This is a genomic window from Caballeronia udeis (assembly GCF_001544555.2).
Classification (GTDB): domain Bacteria; phylum Pseudomonadota; class Gammaproteobacteria; order Burkholderiales; family Burkholderiaceae; genus Caballeronia; species Caballeronia udeis.
In genome coordinates this window covers 1-17,473 of sequence record NZ_FCOK02000122.1, presented here as the reverse complement: position 1 = coordinate 17,473, position 17,473 = coordinate 1, and the positions used below count along the sequence as shown (strand labels likewise).

Here is a 17,473-nt window from a genome sequence, read left to right as displayed (position 1 = left end):
TTGGTCCGAACCGGATTGACGCGACCGTTACCACGCGGCCATATGGTTCCGCGTGTGCCAGATTGAGCGCTTACGATAGTTCCGACTCGATAGCGCCTCAAAGAGATTCCGGTTGATTGGAAACCCTGCTCAATTTCCGCTCGTGAGTTGCGTACCCTGCGTCTCGCGCAATGTGAACACCAGTGCGGCAGCGCACAAGTAGGTCATCGAGGCCATGCAATAGGTCAGCGTGAAACCCAGCACCGGGATCAGCATGGGCACCAGCTTGATACCCGCGATCGCACTGACGCGACCGAAGTTGAAGCAAAACCCCGCGGCCGTAGAGCGGACGCTGGTTGGAAACAGTTCCGCATACCAAGCGCCAAACCCGCTGAAATAGCCAGTGAAAAAGCCGAGCAAAGCGGAAAGCACACCAATGATGGCAATGTTTCCAGTCGTCCACGCAAGCCGGCCGTCTTGCAGCGGAATCATGCGTGCACCATAAGCGAAGACCGGAATGGCCAGCGCGATTCCGAAAAAGAAAGCGGCGAACGCCTGACGCCGTCCGACGCGCTCGGCCAACTCTCCATAGAGCACATAACCGAGCGTTGCACCCAGGCCCGTCCATACCAGGAATACCGGAGCCTGATCGATCCGCACGTGCAAGACACTCTGCAGGTAGGTTGGCGTAAAGGTCATGATGATCCAGTACCCATACATGCCAAGGATTGAGATCGCGAGTGCAAGCAGCGTCGTTTTGCGCAGATCTCCCTTAAAAATCTCCAATAGCCCTGCCTTGTTTTTGTTGTTGCGCAGGAATTCGCGGTTCTCGAGCCAGACCGGCGACTCCTTGACAAACACCAGGATCAGCAACGCAACGCCATACGCAGGTATCGCCGCCACAATGAACAGATGCCGCCACGACGCAGGGTCGGAGGCATCAAGCAGCGTCCACGCAAAGATCGCCGCTAGCAGACTGCCCGCCGACCACCCGGTCTGCATCAGCGCCATGGCTTTGGCGCGGCTCGTGGCCGGCCAGACTTCGCCGACCAGCGCCACCGCAGCAGACCACAGGCCACCCACCCCGACGCCCACCGCAAAGCGGTACACGCTGAGTTCGGTCACGCTATGCGCGAAACCGCATAGCAACGTACCGGTCGCATAGGTCAGTACCGAGACCAACAGTGCACGTTTGCGTCCGATCCGGTCTGCGAGGTTTCCCAGCAGCAGCCCGCCAATGCCGGTCGCAAGCAGGAACCACGCCGCGATCGACACGACCTGCCCGAGTGTTGCCCCGAAGGTGTTTGATATTGACAGGATAACGAAACTAAAGATGGTTGCATCCAGTGCGTCGAACAACCATGCGCCCCATGTACCGCCCAATGTCGCGTAACGCACGAATCGCGACGAAACCTCAATTTCCGTTGCCGGTGCGCGGCTTAGCGTCTCCATAGCTCCTCCAATTTTTTTGCCTGATTTCATGCATTTATCAACAACGCACCTTTACCAGCATCGGCTTGAGGAAAGGTTTCGGTTGCCCGGCATGTGAGTGGTGTGGGCGCACGCTTGGCGCACGTACACGTCAACCGGCATATCGTAGGAGCGCAATAGCGCCCTTGTACATCAGTGAGTTGCGACCGTGCCATCGCAATATGCGATGGCACCCGGTACGGGCTCAGCAGTTGGCGCGCAGATGATCGAAGAACAGTCGTGCCGCGGGTAGCAGTGCATCGAGGCGGCGCACGCAGACGGATAACTCGCGGCTGGCCCATGGCTCGTCCAGCGACAGCGTGCGCATATTCGACAGTGTGTAGATATCGACAATGCCGGCTGGCAGCACGCAAATCCCAACGCCGCATTCGACCATCTTGCAGAGCGCGTCGTACGACGTCACCTCCACCTTGGAGCGCAGCGATTTGCCGGCTTGCCCGGCGGCCGTCAACATCTGCAAGCGTAAGTGCGTGCCTGTACGCAGCACCACGTGCTCGAAATCCAGCGCTTCGGCGAACGTGACGGACAAGCGTTCAGCTAGTGGATGATCACTTCGCACCAGCACCTTCAGTTCGTCCCGGCGAAACGGATAGACCTCGATATCGGCGCTGTGCGGCAGGCTGGTAAAGATACCGATATCGGCGAGATTCTCGGCGACACCCTCGGTAATCGAGAGGCTATCGCGCTCCATCAGCCGCAGTTGCACGTCCGGATACCGATCGAGAAACGATTTGACGAGCGGCGGTATGAAAGTCGACACCGTGGAGATATTGATGAGAAGGCGTACCAAGCCGCGGTGCCCGGCAGAATGCTCCTGCATGCGCGTGACGATGTTCTGCAAATCGTCAAGCAGGTCGCGCGCCATGACCGTAAGACTGATGCCGGCGGACGTCGGCTTGATGCCCTTGTTGGTTCGCACCAGCAACTGTGTGCCGAGCGCATCCTCGAGCTCGCTGAGCCGCCGGCTGATCGCAGCCGAGGCAATGTGCTCGCGTACCGCCACGCTGGCGATCGTGCCGTCTTCGACGACCCGGACGAACAATCTCAAGGAAAGTGGATCGAGCTTCACCGTAATTGCCGACTGCTGCAAAAGACTGACGGATAAATACACGGGCAATTCGGATCGCACCTGCTTGCGACCGCCGTATCGAGCCAAAACACCCTCGCTGGTGCTGCACTCTACCGTGCCCCATAGCCAAATATTCTCAGATACAGTCAAATGCCCGAGAATGATCGGAAATTTGATCGGATAAGGAGACGACGGCTTGCCTTGCGTCCATACAATGCACCCAGCATCTCGATGGGCACTCTTCCGTCACCCCATGCCCCATTTCCCTATTCACGCGCAGGACATACGTCACCATGCAACTCATCAGTCAGAGCTTTAAAGACAACGAAAAAATTCCCGGAGAATTTGCTTTTGCGGTTATCGATCCGGTTTCGCACGTCGCCTTATCGTCGAATCGCAATCCGCATCTGGCGTGGACTCAAGTGCCTGAAGGCACGCAATCATTCGTCGTGGTCTGCCATGACCCGGATGTGCCGAGCCGCGGCGACGACGTCAACCAGGCCGATCGCGAAGTCCCGGCCTCGCTGCCTCGCGTCGACTTCTTCCACTGGCTGCTGCTCGACATTCCGGCCACCACGACCGAAATCGAGGCCGGCGCGCATGCAGAGGGCGTGACGCCGCGAGGCAAGGCGGGCCCCGCAGCACTCAATGACTGGCGTCACGGCATCAATGACTATACGGGCTGGTTTGCGAATGACGAGCAAATGAAAGGCGAATATTATGGCTACGATGGTCCCTGCCCGCCGTGGAACGACGCCATTGTTCACCGTTATATCTTTACGGTTTATGCGCTCGCCACCTCGTCGCTGGAAATCAAGGGTCCGCTGACCGGGGCGAGCGTGCGCGCCGCACTTGCCTCGGCACCTGTACTCGGCCAAGCCAGCCTGACCGGCTTGTACAGCCTGAACCCGAAGGTTCAGAGTAACTAAACACCTCGTCCGCAATCTGACCATGTCCTCGCCACACGCTGTGCTTGATGCCCCGCTACGGTTCCCCGGCATGACGGAGCCGGTGAATACAACGAGCGGGCATCCAGCTTCGGGGATGCCCGTATCAAGGCGCAACCTGTGTGGCCTGGCCCGGCCTTGCTTGCGGCATCCCCAGAATACACAGCGCTTTCGCTTCTTCGAGGCGACGCTGCTGTTCGTGGTTTCTGGTCGTATAACGCTTGACGACGGGGCGGTCCGGCTGACCGCCGACGCGCCGTCGGGGTTGATTCTCATCGACCAGCACGCTTGCGCGGATGTGCTGAAGGAACCGGGCGGCGACGACCAGCGCTTCCGTTCGATCTTCCTGACCTTCTCTGCCGGGCTGCTCGCCGAGTTTCATCGCCAGCACGCACCAACGCACGCAATCGGGAATCGGCCGACGCCATTCCAGCAGGTTCCGCTTGATGACGATCTGGCGTCGACGCTCCAGCATTGCGTACAAAGCATTGAAGCACGCCAGATCAGCGATCAGCGGCTCCGGCACCGCCTGATGGATCTATTGGCCGCGCTTTCAGAGCGAAGTCATTTGTTCGCCTACGACACGTTGCAGTCCAGTACATCCGAACGCTTGCGTAGCCTGGTCAGCGAGGCGCCGGAACGTCACTGGACTGCTCGGGAAGCAAGTCGTGAGCTCGCCATGAGCGAAGCAACATTACGGCGGCGTTTGGCCGGTGAGCAGACGCGCTTCGAAGATCTATTGGTCGACGTACGAATGCATCACGCCATGATGCTGATGCAGACCACGGCATGGACCATCCCTCATATCGCCCACGCCTGCGGGTACAAATCCCGCACCCGGTTTGCCGAGCGGTTCAAGGAGCGGTTTGGCTGTTTGCCCACCATTGTTCGCTGAACCGCGGGGTCTATCCCGTCGTCATGACACGTTGCCCCGGTGTTTGTCGAGGTGGTCGACCAGCATGCGCGCGGGAAGCGGCAACGTTTCAAAATTACGTGCGATTGTCAGCAGCGGCCGTAACGACCACGGTTCGTCCAGCTCGATGACGCAAAACGGCGCCGAATGCATGTAGGGTGTCACGCTGCCCTTGGGCAATACACCGATCCCCAGACCCGCGCCTACCATGTTGCGCACGCCCTCGAAGCTTGTCACCTCTATACGCACGCGCAGCCGCTTGCCGCCATGCTCAGCGGCGGCACGACACAATTTCGGAATGGACGTACCGTAAGGCATGCTGATGAAGTCGTCCTCCAGAGTCTCTGCAAAGCTCACGCTTGTGCGTGCGGCGAGTCGATGATCCGACGGCACGATCACGACCAGCTTATCTACGCTGTACGGGCGCCACTGCAGGTCGTCGAGGGCGTCCGCGGCGGCCGAGCAGATGCCGATATCGGCAACGCCGCTTGCAATTGCCTGCACCACTTCATCGCTCGACTTCTCGACCATATCGATTCGCACTTTTGGATTTGCGCGTAGAAACGAGCGCAACACGTTTGGCAAATACTGGACCATTGCAGTGAAGTTTACATAGATCCGCGCATGTCCTCTTATGCCGTCTGAGTATTCAGAGAGTTCATCCGAAATCTGCTGCAAATGCTCACCTAGCCGTTTTGCATGATGATAGAGCGCTTCGCCGGCAGGCGTAGGGTGCACGCCGCGGCTGTGGCGATATAACAGTGGCGTACCGGCATCCTCTTCGAGGTCCGACACACGTTTGCTGACGGCCGACGCCACGATGTGCGTACGGGCTGCAGCCGCGGCAATGCTTCCCTCCTCGACTACAGCCACGAAAATACGCAGGGACTCCATGTCAAGGCGCAACGGGCGATCTGCTGAAACACGCATCCTCGCTCCTTATGGTCGAATTTCTGATGGATTGCGGCCATCGCGTTTGGCGATGCCTGTGCTGAACATTGAGAAGTTTTCAACGCGCCCGGAAACCTTCATCCTACGGGCATAGGCTTCGACCGGCGTGGGATCATGGATTGAAGCGCGGCGCGTACTGCATGCGTCGCGATTCTAGCGCCAATAGATGACTTTGTCCCGGCAGCCGGCCGTGAGGCATCGTGGTATCTCGTGGGAACACGGGTACGGCCGAGATTCATTTGACGGCTTGTTTATCATTTTGGATACCTTATTTTATTTTGATGGAGAGAAAAATGTCTCGTAGTTTTCGTATTGGGCAAATCGTTCCGAGTTCGAACACGACCATGGAAACCGAAATTCCCGCCATGCTGCGCGCTCGTGAAGCCATCCGGCCGGAGCGGTTCACGTTCCATTCGAGCCGGATGAGAATGCACAAGGTCACGAAGGAGGAACTGGTCGCAATGAACAAGGAAGGCTTGCGCTGCGCGGCGGAACTTGCCGACGCTCGTGTCGATGTCATGAGTACGGCGTGCCTGGTCGCAATCATGGCGATGGGGCTCGGATATCACCGGGAAACTGAACGCGAACTGTTGGAAGCTGCTCGTGCCAATCATTGTCTTGCGCCGGTCATGACCTCGGCAGGCGCTTTGGTAGAAGGTCTGAAGACCCTGGGCGCACGGCGGATTTCGCTTATGGCGCCGTACATGCGGCCCTTGACCGACCTCGTCGTCGCTTATATCGAGAACGAAGGAATTGAGGTAATCGATTCCATCTGCTTTGAGATTCCCGACAACCTTGAAGTCGGTCTGCGCGACCCAATGCAGCTGGTTGATGACGTTCGGCGCCTGAACACTGAAGGCGCGGACGTAGTAGTCGCGTCCGCGTGCGTCCAAATGCCTTCATTGCCGGCGATTCAGCGCATTGAAGACATGCTGGGAATCCGCACCGTTTCGACGGCGGTATGCACGGTCCGCGGCATGCTGGACAGACTCAAGCTTGAGCCTGTCGTCCCTGGCGCGGGTGCGTTGCTTGCCGGTGCCTGATGCCCCAGGTTTCCCATGGCGCCCGAGGCTGCGATGGCGGCGACGGACAGAATCACCATGACCATACGTGGACAGGATGCTCAAGCCATGGGGTGCCGCCGAGCGACCACGTATCAAGCCGGCGTCACGAACGCGCGCAGCAACGCTTGAATTGCGCTGACGTTACGGCTTCATATCTTCCGCGATACCACTGCATGTATCGGACTTCGTTTGTTCGAAATCTTGCGCGTTGGTCGATTTCAGCTTCGTGTAGTTCGCCACGCTGACCTGTCCTTGCTGCCACCCGGTGTTCCAGTCCGACTCGAAGTTCTTGTCGGCGGCGAAGGCCTGCTTCTGCACAGCCTTGGAGGAATCCACTCGTTTTTTGTCAAACTGGCAGAGATCAGCCGCGACCCGCGCGTTGGAGCCCGATGCGATCACACCCGTCGCCGTGGCCTTCTGCAACTGATCGGCGGTCTGCGCATGAACCGCAACACAACTCAACGCCAAGCCCAGGAAAACGAGACTTCTTTTGACCAGCATGTATGACGCTCCTCCAAAATTAAACAATAGACAATACGTTATTTGAGTGCGGTAACGACCTGCGACGCCTGCTTGCCGTTGGTCGTCATGTCCTTGCGCATCACCAATCCCGTCGATGGGCAAAAGTGATCGACGACCCGCGTGACGCTATTGATGGTATTGGTATTGGTCTTGCCCATCATGGTCACGGTGCCGGACTGCGTCTTGTCGTAGCTCACAGGCCAGCACGTGAGTTTGCCCACAACGGTGTCGAGTTGCTCCTGCTTGCCGACCTGCCGCACGCCGGTGCTCACGACCATCTTCGGCGTGGAAAACTGGCCGCCCGCGCCGCCGGCCTGCAATAGCGTCCCGCTTGCCGAACCATCCATTCGCGTGACAGGGAGCTGTTGCCCTTCACCCGTGATCTCGCCCACGTAGGACAGCAGCCCGGAGGTCTCCGTGGTGCTGTTCGCCGACATGAGGCCGCCCGCCGACGTACTATGCAGCGAGCCTTTCGCGCTCTGCCCACGCGCGCCGAACGAGCAAGCCGCCAGCGCGAATACGATTGTCATGCGAGGCTGGAAAATGGATAAAACCCGTATCAAGGCCAAGGGGAAAATGGAAATACTTGTACCGGGTCGTCGGCACCGCATATTGGTTTTGAACGTGCCGAGAGGATTCAGCCGGACCTCTCGTCAGTTATTTCGCAGTAAGTGAGATTGGGCGCCAGCTATTTCCCCTTACCTCTTTACTCTGCGTACTTCCTATCGAAATCCCACACTGCCGGGAATCCCATCAGTTCGCACATTTTTGCGAACGAATACATGTCTGTCTGCGAGGGGATAGTCCCTTTGAGCGCCTTGATCTCGTCGTAGACACGCTCGAGCGCCTTTGCGACCGCGAGAAAACCGGACGCGGGATAGATGGCGATTGAAAAACCGAGTGCCTGAAGTTCCGCGGGTGTCAATTGCGGCGTGCGGCCACCCTCGACAATATTCACGAGCAACGGAACGTCAAACGACTTCCCGATTCGCTCCAGTTCCTCGGCGCTTTCGGGTGACTCTATAAACAGCACATCGGCGCCCGCTTTCACGTAGGCCTCCCCGCGACGCAAGGCCTCATCGAGTCCTAACGATGTGCGCGCGTCAGTCCGGGCGACAATCTGGAAATCGGGATCCTGGCGCGCTTGTGTTGCCACCTGGATCTTCTTGACCATATCTTCGGCGGCGATCACGCGTCTGCCGGGCGTATGGCCACACTTCTTCGGAAACTCCTGGTCCTCCAACTGGATGCCGGCGGCGCCGGCATGTTCATACCCGCGAACGGTGGTGGCAACGTTTAGCAATCCCCCATAACCGGTGTCGCCGTCGCAGATAACCGGTGTGTTGCTCGCGGCACAAAACCCGGTCACACGGTTAAGCATGTCCGTGTAGGTTGCAATGCCCGCATCCGGTACGCCGAGATAGGATGCAACCGTTCCAAAACCCGTCATATACAGGCAATCGAAGTTCATCGTGTCGGCGAGCCGCACGGAGATCATGTCGAATACACCCGGCGCCACCACAATATCGTTGCCGGAGAGCTTGTCTTTCAGGGCACGTCTTTTCATGTTGCTTGTCATGATCGATCTTCCAGGGTTAGTGGTGTTGCTCGCGCGGGACTTCGTGGCCCGTCAGCGGAGCGGGAACGGGTTCGTCTTCCTGCTGTGAAATTTCTTCGAGCGAGCGCTGGTTCGTTTCGACGCCGAACAAGGCCAGCACGGCAGCCATGGCCAGCAATGTGCCAATAATGACCCAGAGGACATCCTTGATTCCCCCGCTTGCGTACATCAGCACGACGATCTGCGGTGCCGCGATGCCGGCGAGACGTCCGGCCGAGCCCGCGATGCCCGTGGCGCGCATGCGGTTTTCCGTGGCGAATAGTTCGGGTATGTAGGTGGCAATCCCAAGGGCTACCATCAGGTAGGTAAGCGTGAAAAGCACGAAGCCGAGGAGCGTCGCCATTTCGACGCTCGATGAGTGGCCGTAGAGCCATCCGACAGTAGCGGCAATCAACGCAACGCCAATCAGCCCGTTCTTGCGCCCAACCTTGTCCGCAATCAGCACGCCCGCCAGCGCACCGGCAGGTCCGCCCAGCGACATCAACGTCGTATAGCCGAGCGACGACGCCATGCCCAGTCCCTGTTTGATGAGGAACGTGGGAACCCAGACAATGAAACCGTAGATCACCACATTGATTCCGACCTGGACGCAAATCGAGAGCAGTGTCCGGCGGATCAGGGAACGCCGGAACAGGCTGCCCAGACGGGTGACGCGCGCCACTACGGGCGGTGTATCGACAACTGGTGGTAACGCGCGGCCCTGCGCAGTCTCTCCCTCGATCCCCGCAAGAATCGCTTCCGCTTCAGCGAATCTCCCTTTCGATTCCAGCCAGCGCGGCGATTCGGGCATCTTTTTCCGCACGACCCAAACAACGAGCGCCCCCGCGCCAACAATGGCGAACATCGCACGCCAGCCGATTGCGGGAATGATCAGGTATCCCAGGAAGGTCGAAAAGAACAGCGCCGAATTGGTGATCAGCGACAGATAGGCGGACCACTTTCCCCGCACGGCCGGCGGTATGAACTCACCGATCGACCCGTAGCCGACGACGATCTCGGCCCCCAGCCCGAGTCCCATGAAAAAACGGCAGACGATCAGCCAGTTCATGCTGGGTGCGAGCGCGCCGGCGATGGAAGCCAGCCCGAAGATGGCCAGGTTGAACTGATAGGTAAACTTACGACCTTTGGCGTCGCCAAGAATGCCCGCTGTGAATGCGCCGATCAGCATCCCGACAAAGGTGGACGACAGGAACGCGGCGTTGAGTTGCATCGTGGACCAGCCGCTGCGGGAGAGCGCCCCAAGCACGCCGCCGGCGAGATAGATATCGAAGGAGTCCAGGAACATGCCGCCACCGATCAGCCAGAGAATCCGCCGATGAAAACGGGAGGTGGGTAATCGGTCCAGCCGTGCGCCGGCATGTACGGTGCTCAACATGTTCTGTCTCCGATGGTCTTCTCTTTGCGGCTGATTTCCGGGTTATTCCCGGAACGGCTTCAGGGCTGGCTGGGCTCCTGCCTGAATTTTTCGACTACCGATTTCTGTGCGGCGCGAATATGGCATGTCATGACGGCTTCGGCCCATACGGCGTCGCGGCTTTCCAACGCATCGACAATCTCGACGTGCTGGCGCGCGCTGCGCGCGCGGTCATCGTCGCTGTAGATATTGAACGTCCACTTGATGAGCGGCACGTCCTTCATGGACCTGAGCGATTGATCGAGGCGCTGGTTCCCCGCTGCCCCGCTGATGATGTCGTGGAAGCGCCGGTTGGCTGCGAACCATTGATCCGCCAATTCAGGCGTGACCGGAGTCTTCGCGATCTCAAGCATTCCATCCGCCAACCCGCGAAGGGTCAGGAGCTCCGGAGCAGCGATTCCTGTCGCGGCACGCCCAGCGAGATAAGGCTCGATGAGCATCCGGGCCTCGAAGATCTCCTCGACGTCGCGGATGGACCAGCTTCTGACGCGTACGCCGTGATTGGGTTTGACCTCGAGCCAGCCTTCCGCGCCGAGGCGGCGGAAGGCCTCACGCACGGGTGTGCGGCTCACGCCCAGCCCACGCGCGAGTTGTTCCTCACGGAGGTACTCGCCGGGCGCGTAACGAGTCTCGCCGATCGCTTGTTTGATCGCTGAATAGACGTCGTCCGCGGACTTGCCAACGGATTGGGGAGGCTCGGTTGTATGCAAAATTCGTCCGACAACAGGAATTAGGCGGCTGAAATGGCATTTTGTTGATTCATTGTATGCAACTTGCGCCGTACCCTGTTACCCGGGATTTCCCTTGGCCCTCCGTCGCTCGCAGCCGGACGATTGCGCCAGGCGTTCGCTCATTGGCTGCGAATCACACGTGTTACCCCATGACGTTTGCTATCAAAGTTTCAGGCAGCAAGGCGGTTCTTGAAAAGCTGACCCTGCTTCATGATGACGTCCAGATGACGCCCTTGCTCACCCAGGAGACCCATGTTCTTCAACGGGTCACCGTCCACCACCAGCAGGTCGGCGATGGCACCTGCGGCCACTACGCCCAGTTCGCCCGTCTTGTTCAGAACTTCTGCCGCTACAGACGTCGCCTGACAGATCACTTCGTAGGCGGAAAATGCTCGCGTACGCAGCATGAGCTCTTCGCTCTGGCGTTGATGCATCGTGCCCAACAGGTCGGAGCCGTACGCCATCCTGACCTTGTGGCGCTTATAGATTTCCAGCGAGTCCAGGCCCTTTTGCAGCACCGCGGCGTTCTTCACAAGAGAGTCCGGCGGAAAACCAGCTTCGGCGCCATCGGTCCTGCAGGCTTCGTAGGTAATCAACGTCGGCACAACGAAGGCGCCTCGTTCCGCCATCACGCTGGCAGCAGCGTCGTCGACAAGGTTGCCGTGCTCGATCGTGCGAACGCCGAGTTCGACAGCGCGCTTGATTGCCTGGGCTGTGTAGGCATGCGCCATGACGTAGGTCTGATGTTGACGAGCCTCCGCGACAGCGGCGCGAATCTCGTCCTCGGAGAATTGCAGATTGCCGATCGGGTCATTCGGTGACGAAACGCCGCCAGATGCCATGATTTTGATTTGCGTTGCGCCTTGACGGATTTCTTGCCGGATTGCCCGGCGAATGTCGTCTACGCCATCCACGATGCGACCAATCGCACCGTAGTACTGCGAACAGGGACAGTTGTCGGGGCCGTGGTCGAGCCTGACACGAAAGTCCGCGTGACCGCCGGTTTGGGAGAGGGCCTTTCCCGACGTGAAAAGACGCGGGCCTTCAGCAAGCCCGGTTTCCACTGCCTGTGCAAGCGCGTAGTCGGCGCCGCCTGCATCGCGAACGCTTGTGAAGCCTCGCTCCAGCATTCCCCGGAGAATGGGTATGGCGCGGAACAACGCGAACGCATTGGGAAGTTTCGCGTTCGTTCCCAGGTTGGCCATGCTCGCCATGACGTGGACGTGGCAATCAATCAGTCCCGGCATCAATGTCTTGCCCTTGATGTCCAGGACATTCACCTCCGAGTCGACCTTGATGTTTCCCGCGACCTCCCGGATAACTCCGTCCTCAATCAGGATATCGTAAAGCTGGTCGTCTTCGTTGTGGTTGACGTCGACAATCCGGCCGTTCTTCAAAAGTGTAAGCATCGTTTCCTCTTCTAAAAATGCGAAACGTCGAAGCCGAAAATTCCGGCCCCGACGGGTTTTCACGCTGCGAGAATCTGTGTGGCCACACGCAACCCAAGTGGTGTCAGAAGTCGTCCAGGGGTTTAGGGTAGACCACCGCGCCAAGGAAGCTCAGCAGTGCCGCGAAGGCGACATATCCCGCCGGCGCCAACTTGCTGCCGGACCAGGCGATAAGAAGCGTGATGACAAAGGTCGCAAAGCCGCCAAAAATTGTCACTGCGACGTTGTAAGCGAGCGAAAGTCCGGTAGAGCGCACGCGGCTTGGAAACATCTCGGCGAAGACGGCGAGAATCGGCGCCGTGTATGCCGAGATGAGCACCCCGAAGACGAGCTGGAAGAGGACCAGCGAGGTCAGCGACGGACTGCGAACAATGTAGGCGAACATCGGAAACGCGAGCACACCAATCAGAAGCGCCGAACTTGCAACGATAAACCGACGTCCAATGCGATCCGACAGCCACCCGAACATGGGCGATGCAACCAGAATGACTGCCCCGCCAATGAGCCCTGCCCTGAAGCCGAGACCCTGTGGCAAGCCCAGTGACTTCACGACGAAAGTCGGCATGTAATACAGCAGCACATAGGTGCACACGGTCCACAGGATGACGAGCGAGATTGTCGAGAATGTCTGCCGCGGATAATCCCGGATCACCTCACGCAGCGGCGTGTTCGACTTGGCCGTGTGCTTGAAGGTTGGCGTCTCGTCGAGCCCGCGACGGATGAACCAGCCGACCGGTCCAATCAGGAGACCCAGCGCGAAGGGGATGCGCCAGCCCCAGGATTCCAGCGCTTCCTGGCTCAGTTCGGAAGAAATGAAAACACCGACGCCGGCACCGGCAAGCACGGCAAAACCAATGCTCGACTGGATATAGCTGGCGTAGAGACCACGAGAATTTGCCGGAGCATACTCGGAAAGAAACGTTGCGGCCGTGCCCATTTCGCCGCCATGCGCGAAGCCCTGGATAAGGCGGCCCACCACAAGCAGGATCGTGGCGCCGACGCCAATCTGCTGGTACGTTGGCGCGCATGCGACGATGGCAATTCCGAGTGCCATCAGCATGATCGAGAGAGACAAGGCCTGCTTGCGGCCAACCCGGTCGCCGTAAATACCCAGGACAATCCCGCCAAGCGGCCGTACGAAGAAGCCAACGCCGAATGTAAGCGCCGCGAGCAACAGAGAGAGGACCGGGTCGTGGGTCGGGAAAAACAGCTTCCCGATCGTCACCGAGAAGAAGCTGTAGCTGGAGAAGTCAAAAACCTCCAGTGCTGTGCCGATTACGGTCGCGGCGACGGCTTTACCCTTGTCGGCTTTGCGGAAGGCCGTCGCCATGTTGGCGGTCGTTTTGGTGGTGTTCACGCAGAACTCTCCGGTTGGTCTGCTCAGGCCGCGATCCGATTTGGTGCCGTGGAAACCAGGCTACCTATTCGGTGGTTGAATTTCGGGCAGAAGATGCGATAGCGTGCCGCTTTAGCTGCGATTTTGCGCCTTTCACGAACCACAGCGTACCAAATCTCAAAATTATTGGATATATTTAAGAACCACTTGTTTATCGGGGTATACCCAAGAATGAAAGCGTTTTGATTGGATGCTGCAAACTACTCGCGGCCGCCCACAAGCCTATCTGAGGCGAACCGCCCCACATGGCCTCGATTGGTGTGCATTGAAGCCAAATGAAGTGCACGGAGGCTTTCTGCTCTTGCATTGGCACCACACGTCCCCAAAGATAAAATAAATTGGGTCATATAGTTACCAGAATGGACAGTTTTTCGTTCCAGTTGTACATTTGCGCCCAGATGCTTCGGAACGAAGTCCCATTGCGACTTATGAGGAACACCCGATGTTGCAGTTGAGCGAGCGCGATAAGGCGATGTTGAATGGCGAGCTTGGAGAGGGAGCGGCGCGCGCGATGCGAATTGTTACCCGCACCGCTGACGTCATGTCCGCGCCGCATCTGATTGACATCACCTCGGCGCATATCGATGGCTGTCTTTACCACGGACAAACCAGCCTGGACTTCGTTGAACTATTCGTGGCAGCGGGAGCCAGGGTGGCGGTGCCTACCACCCTGAATGTCGGCTCGCTCGATTTGATTCATCCCGAGCTTTATCACGGTGACCGCTCGATTCAGCGAGATGCGCAGAGGCTGATGGACGCTCATATTGAACTGGGCTGCGAATCGAGCTTCACCTGCGCGCCATACCAGTTAAAGAACAGGCCTGCAAAGGGAGAACAAATCGCGTGGGCTGAATCCAACGCGATTGTCTTCGCGAACTCGGTTCTCGGAGCAAGAACCAGCCGCTATGGCGATTTTCTTGATCTGGCTGCGGCCATCACAGGACGCGCGCCGTATGCGGGGCTGCACGTGGAGGCAAACCGCGCGGGTCAGATGGTCTTCAAGGTCGAGGACTTTGCAAGCTGGCCTTCACGCGATATCTACTTCGCGGCGCTTGGACTTCTGGTGGGCAAGCTTGCCGGTGCGATCGTTCCTGTGCTTGTTGGCCTGCCGGGCGACACAAGCGAAGACGAACTGAAGGCCCTGGGCGCCGCGGCAGCGTCCAGCGGCGCGGTTGCGCTCTTTCACGCTGTCGGCATTACACCGGAAGCGCCGACGCTTGCAGCCGCGCTGCAGGGGCACTCCCCATTGAAGACAGTCGACGTCTCCCTTTCCGGGCTCAACGAAATCAGGCGAAGTCTCAACAGCGGCCGCGAAGGCGACGAGCTGGTCGCCGTCTCGCTGGGTACACCTCATTTCTCGGTTTCAGAGTTTCAGCGGCTGGCGGAGATCCTCGACCAGTTCGAGGGTAAGCCCAAGACAGATTTCTACGTGAATACAAGCCGCTTCATTCTCTGGCAACTGGATGAACTGGGTCTTGCGCGCAAGTTCGAAGATCGAGGCATTCAGATTGTTGTCGATACCTGCACCTACATCACGCCTGTCATGAAGAAACTGACTGGACTCGTGATGACCAACTCGGGGAAATGGGCGTCGTACGCTCCGGCGAATATTGGCGTGACTGTGGCGTATGGAAGCATGAACGAGTGCGTGCAATCGGCTTTTGACGGGAAGGTGCGTTTCAATGACTAACAATTCCGAGGTCGTTTCGGGTTCCGTGAAAGCGGCAACTGCCGGCCGGGTTCTGACCGGTGACGTCCTGGTCGCAGGCGCCGCGCAGGCTGAAAAGATTGTGCTCGGCAAACCCCTTAGTTTTTGGGGAGGCTACGACTCGCAAGCGGGCAAGATTATCGATCGCACTCATCCGCTGGTCGGCCATAGCCTCGCGGGCAAGATCATGGTGATGGCCCACGCAAAAGGCTCGAGCTCGAGCAGCAGCGTGCTCGCTGAAGCCATTCGCAATGGCACGGGCCCAGTAGGGATTGTGCTCAGGGAACGGGACCTCATCATCTCGATTGGTGCAATTGTCGCGGCCGAGCTCTACAACCTCGACGTACCGGTTGTCTGCCTGGAACCAGCCGCTTTTGACGAAGTCGTTTCTGCCCCAGGTCCCTTGCGTATTGAGGCCGTCGGCGGGGAAGGCGGAGCAAGAGTCTATCTTGACTCTCGCTAGCCGCTCATTACCTCATTACCTGGCAATTACGTTGGAGTGATGTCCCGCTTCACACGATGGATGTGCTGTTCGACGTAAAACGCCGCCGCATCTGCATCGCCCGTAATGATTGCCTCGTAAATAAGCCGATGTTCCGCGACGTAGAGACGGATGCGTTGCGGGTCGAATATCCCGTCGTCCTTTATCCGCTTCCACAGGGACTGGTCCATGGTCTCCGCGATTTCATCTGCGATTCTTGCCAACAAGGCGTCACCGGTCATCTGCGCAAGTTGCCGATGAAAAAGACGATCGCTGTTGTTCCACAGCGCGCGTTGTTCCGGGTCGGACACGTCAGTGAGCGTTTCCATCTGTGACAGATAGTGCTCTGCAAGCTTGTCGCGCTTTTTAATTGCAGCAGCGCGGCGCGCGATTGCGGGTTCCAGTATCAGACGAACATCCAGCGTCGCTGAGGGGCTGTAGTCGGACTGCAGTTGACCATCCGGTGTTTGCGGTACCTCCGCGCTCCTGGCGAGGACGTCGGGCGCGTTGCTCGCGACGTACGTACCTGAGTTTCTGCGTGTGATGACGAGCCCTTCGTTCTGAAGGGCTCCAATTGCTTCCCGTACAGCAGGCCGCCCTACTCCGAAAAGTGACGCAAGTTCACGCTCCGAAGGCAGTCGCGCGTCGGGCATGAACCGTCCCGCGCGGATTTCGGCCCTGATCTTTTCCGATACCTGCTCGTAAATCTGAAGCGGACGGAAGTTCCGAGAGAACTCGGCGAGTGCGGAAGCCATATTTGGACGAAGCCGAAGGGATAGGTGGTTCCAAATATACCACTTGAGCAAGTCATCAAGACCACTTGCCGAATGTCTCGGTCTTAGGGGTCTTCCCTCGGGCCTTCCCTGTTAATTGGTCTCATAGGTAAGCCATATTGTCACAAATATCGGTATATTTGGCTTGATACAGTACCAGTATTGGTTTAAATTCAATCCACCAGATGTCCGGCTTGACGGCGTATTCCGGTACGCCGCGCCGACCCCTTCCTACCTCAGCGAAAACAGCATGAACACCGAAAAGACGACTTTTGATGCACTGGAGACTGCCTCATTGCTTGACTACACCGCACTCGTAGAGACTCTGCGGCGAACCATCGTCGAGTACGGCGCCGGCAACATCGTCAGTCCGGAGCGACTCTCCATTCCTTTGCAAGGCGGAGTGATGCTATCCATGCCGTCGAGCGCGGAAGACATCGCGATTCATAAGCTGGTGAATGTCTGTCCGGGCAACACTGCTCGCAACTTGCCGACCATCCACGGACAGGTCATTGCGTGCGACCCGGTCACGGGCGAGATGTTGTTCGTGCTTGACGGCCCGACCGTCACCGGACGCCGCACGGCGGCCGTATCAGCCTTGGCCGCGATGACGCTTCTGAATGGTTCGCCCAAGGAAATCCTGGTCATCGGTACGGGAAAACAGGCGTCGAATCATGCCGAAGCTTTCGCCACACTTTTCCCTGACGCGCGAATCCTGGCCAAGGGCGTTTCGGACGACAGCACCCGAAGATTTGTTGAGCGGCAGAAGGAGGTCGCGCCAAGGCTCGAGGCACTACAAGGTGATATTCCCAAGTCCGTCGACGTTGTCGTTACCGTGACTACGAGCAAGAAGCCCGTCTACAACGAAGCGGTTCGCGCCGGCCGGTTAGTCCGTACTTTTCCCCATCAATTAGCCGAAACCTCCGCTAGCATTGGGTTTCGGCTATTTTTAGGGTTTAGGTGTAGCC

The 17,473-nt window shown here is 58.4% G+C and carries 17 protein-coding genes; 6 read left to right on the top strand and 11 right to left on the bottom strand.

The genetic code is table 11. The features are described 5' to 3' along the window. Positions 1–129: 129 nt before the first annotated feature. Together AWB69_RS42930 and AWB69_RS42925 are read right to left on the bottom strand one after the other, a co-directional pair. Positions 130–1,431: an MFS transporter gene (locus AWB69_RS42930; protein ID WP_062092840.1), complete on the bottom strand. Its 1,302-nt coding sequence runs from the start codon at positions 1,429–1,431 to the stop codon at positions 130–132. A gap of 223 nt (positions 1,432–1,654) precedes the next feature. Beyond that, on the bottom strand, positions 1,655–2,581 hold the full coding sequence (locus AWB69_RS42925; RefSeq protein ID WP_231937433.1) for a LysR substrate-binding domain-containing protein: 927 nt from the start codon (positions 2,579–2,581) through the stop codon (positions 1,655–1,657). A 251-nt stretch (positions 2,582–2,832) separates the two neighbouring features. Here AWB69_RS42925 and AWB69_RS42920 point away from each other — a divergent pair, with 251 nt between their 5' ends. Both AWB69_RS42920 and AWB69_RS42915 read left to right on the top strand, forming a co-directional pair. Next, entirely contained in the window at positions 2,833–3,468 is a 636-nt protein-coding gene (locus AWB69_RS42920) for a YbhB/YbcL family Raf kinase inhibitor-like protein (protein ID WP_062092839.1), read from the top strand. A 22-nt stretch (positions 3,469–3,490) separates the two neighbouring features. Then, positions 3,491–4,381 carry a helix-turn-helix domain-containing protein gene (locus AWB69_RS42915; protein WP_231937432.1) on the top strand — a complete coding sequence of 297 codons (891 nt, stop codon included), beginning with the start codon at positions 3,491–3,493 and terminating at the stop codon, positions 4,379–4,381. Positions 4,382–4,402: 21 nt separating this feature from the next. On the opposite strand, the gene AWB69_RS42910 is transcribed toward AWB69_RS42915, so the two are convergent. Further along, positions 4,403–5,329, bottom strand: a complete 927-nt coding sequence (locus AWB69_RS42910) for a LysR family transcriptional regulator (protein WP_063978045.1) — start codon at positions 5,327–5,329, stop codon at positions 4,403–4,405. A 314-nt stretch (positions 5,330–5,643) separates the two neighbouring features. Here AWB69_RS42910 and AWB69_RS42905 point away from each other — a divergent pair, with 314 nt between their 5' ends. Further along, positions 5,644–6,393, top strand: coding sequence for a maleate cis-trans isomerase family protein (locus AWB69_RS42905; RefSeq protein WP_062092837.1), 750 nt, complete (start codon positions 5,644–5,646; stop codon positions 6,391–6,393). A 162-nt stretch (positions 6,394–6,555) separates the two neighbouring features. Here the strand turns inward: AWB69_RS42905 and AWB69_RS42900 are convergent, their stop codons facing one another. The 7 genes from AWB69_RS42900 to AWB69_RS42870 all read right to left on the bottom strand — a co-directional run bounded on the left by AWB69_RS42900 (position 6,556) and on the right by AWB69_RS42870 (position 13,477). Beyond that, positions 6,556–6,915, bottom strand: coding sequence for a hypothetical protein (locus AWB69_RS42900; RefSeq protein WP_062092836.1), 360 nt, complete (start codon positions 6,913–6,915; stop codon positions 6,556–6,558). A gap of 38 nt (positions 6,916–6,953) precedes the next feature. After that, positions 6,954–7,466 (bottom strand): hypothetical protein, encoded by a 513-nt coding sequence (locus AWB69_RS42895; RefSeq protein ID WP_062092835.1) that lies wholly within the window; start codon positions 7,464–7,466, stop codon positions 6,954–6,956. Positions 7,467–7,642: 176 nt separating this feature from the next. Then, positions 7,643–8,503 (bottom strand): isocitrate lyase/PEP mutase family protein, encoded by an 861-nt coding sequence (locus tag AWB69_RS42890; protein WP_407923087.1) that lies wholly within the window; start codon positions 8,501–8,503, stop codon positions 7,643–7,645. Between the two features lie 28 nt (positions 8,504–8,531). Next, positions 8,532–9,929 (bottom strand): MFS transporter, encoded by a 1,398-nt coding sequence (locus AWB69_RS42885; RefSeq protein WP_062092833.1) that lies wholly within the window; start codon positions 9,927–9,929, stop codon positions 8,532–8,534. Positions 9,930–9,988: 59 nt separating this feature from the next. Further along, positions 9,989–10,678: a GntR family transcriptional regulator gene (locus AWB69_RS42880; RefSeq protein WP_063978044.1), complete on the bottom strand. Its 690-nt coding sequence runs from the start codon at positions 10,676–10,678 to the stop codon at positions 9,989–9,991. A 191-nt stretch (positions 10,679–10,869) separates the two neighbouring features. Further along, positions 10,870–12,108, bottom strand: coding sequence for a metal-dependent hydrolase family protein (locus AWB69_RS42875; RefSeq protein WP_062092831.1), 1,239 nt, complete (start codon positions 12,106–12,108; stop codon positions 10,870–10,872). Between the two features lie 103 nt (positions 12,109–12,211). Continuing rightward, positions 12,212–13,477 carry an MFS transporter gene (locus AWB69_RS42870; RefSeq protein WP_062092841.1) on the bottom strand — a complete coding sequence of 422 codons (1,266 nt, stop codon included), beginning with the start codon at positions 13,475–13,477 and terminating at the stop codon, positions 12,212–12,214. Positions 13,478–13,985: 508 nt separating this feature from the next. Here AWB69_RS42870 and AWB69_RS42865 point away from each other — a divergent pair. Both AWB69_RS42865 and AWB69_RS42860 read left to right on the top strand, forming a co-directional pair. After that, on the top strand, positions 13,986–15,233 hold the full coding sequence (locus AWB69_RS42865) for an aconitase X (RefSeq protein ID WP_062092830.1): 1,248 nt from the start codon (positions 13,986–13,988) through the stop codon (positions 15,231–15,233). After that, positions 15,226–15,714 carry an aconitase X swivel domain-containing protein gene (locus AWB69_RS42860; protein ID WP_062092829.1) on the top strand — a complete coding sequence of 163 codons (489 nt, stop codon included), beginning with the start codon at positions 15,226–15,228 and terminating at the stop codon, positions 15,712–15,714. Before AWB69_RS42865 ends, AWB69_RS42860 begins: the two co-directional genes overlap by 8 nt. Before the next feature lie 26 nt (positions 15,715–15,740). Here AWB69_RS42860 and AWB69_RS42855 read toward each other — a convergent pair whose 3' ends face one another. Then, entirely contained in the window at positions 15,741–16,487 is a 747-nt protein-coding gene (locus tag AWB69_RS42855; protein WP_062092828.1) for a FadR/GntR family transcriptional regulator, read from the bottom strand. Between the two features lie 268 nt (positions 16,488–16,755). Here AWB69_RS42855 and AWB69_RS42850 point away from each other — a divergent pair. Further along, the coding region (locus AWB69_RS42850; protein ID WP_062092827.1) for a delta(1)-pyrroline-2-carboxylate reductase family protein at positions 16,756–17,473 on the top strand (718 nt) is incomplete at its 3' end.

Bases quoted from the DNA above. Each gene is read 5' to 3' on its own strand.
- AWB69_RS42930 (WP_062092840.1), bottom strand. From the start codon at position 1,431: ATGGAGACGCTAAGCCGCGCACCGGCAACGGAAATTGAGGTTTCGTCG.
- AWB69_RS42920 (WP_062092839.1), top strand. From the start codon at position 2,833: ATGCAACTCATCAGTCAGAGCTTTAAAGACAACGAAAAAATTCCCGGA.
- AWB69_RS42915 (WP_231937432.1), top strand. From the start codon at position 3,491: ATGTCCTCGCCACACGCTGTGCTTGATGCCCCGCTACGGTTCCCCGGC.
- AWB69_RS42910 (WP_063978045.1), bottom strand. From the start codon at position 5,329: ATGCGTGTTTCAGCAGATCGCCCGTTGCGCCTTGACATGGAGTCCCTG.
- AWB69_RS42905 (WP_062092837.1), top strand. From the start codon at position 5,644: ATGTCTCGTAGTTTTCGTATTGGGCAAATCGTTCCGAGTTCGAACACG.
- AWB69_RS42900 (WP_062092836.1), bottom strand. From the start codon at position 6,915: ATGCTGGTCAAAAGAAGTCTCGTTTTCCTGGGCTTGGCGTTGAGTTGT.
- AWB69_RS42895 (WP_062092835.1), bottom strand. From the start codon at position 7,466: ATGACAATCGTATTCGCGCTGGCGGCTTGCTCGTTCGGCGCGCGTGGG.
- AWB69_RS42890 (WP_407923087.1), bottom strand. From the start codon at position 8,503: ATGAAAAGACGTGCCCTGAAAGACAAGCTCTCCGGCAACGATATTGTG.
- AWB69_RS42885 (WP_062092833.1), bottom strand. From the start codon at position 9,929: ATGTTGAGCACCGTACATGCCGGCGCACGGCTGGACCGATTACCCACC.
- AWB69_RS42875 (WP_062092831.1), bottom strand. From the start codon at position 12,108: ATGCTTACACTTTTGAAGAACGGCCGGATTGTCGACGTCAACCACAAC.
- AWB69_RS42870 (WP_062092841.1), bottom strand. From the start codon at position 13,477: ATGGCGACGGCCTTCCGCAAAGCCGACAAGGGTAAAGCCGTCGCCGCG.
- AWB69_RS42865 (WP_062092830.1), top strand. From the start codon at position 13,986: ATGTTGCAGTTGAGCGAGCGCGATAAGGCGATGTTGAATGGCGAGCTT.
- AWB69_RS42860 (WP_062092829.1), top strand. From the start codon at position 15,226: ATGACTAACAATTCCGAGGTCGTTTCGGGTTCCGTGAAAGCGGCAACT.
- AWB69_RS42855 (WP_062092828.1), bottom strand. From the start codon at position 16,487: ATGGCTTCCGCACTCGCCGAGTTCTCTCGGAACTTCCGTCCGCTTCAG.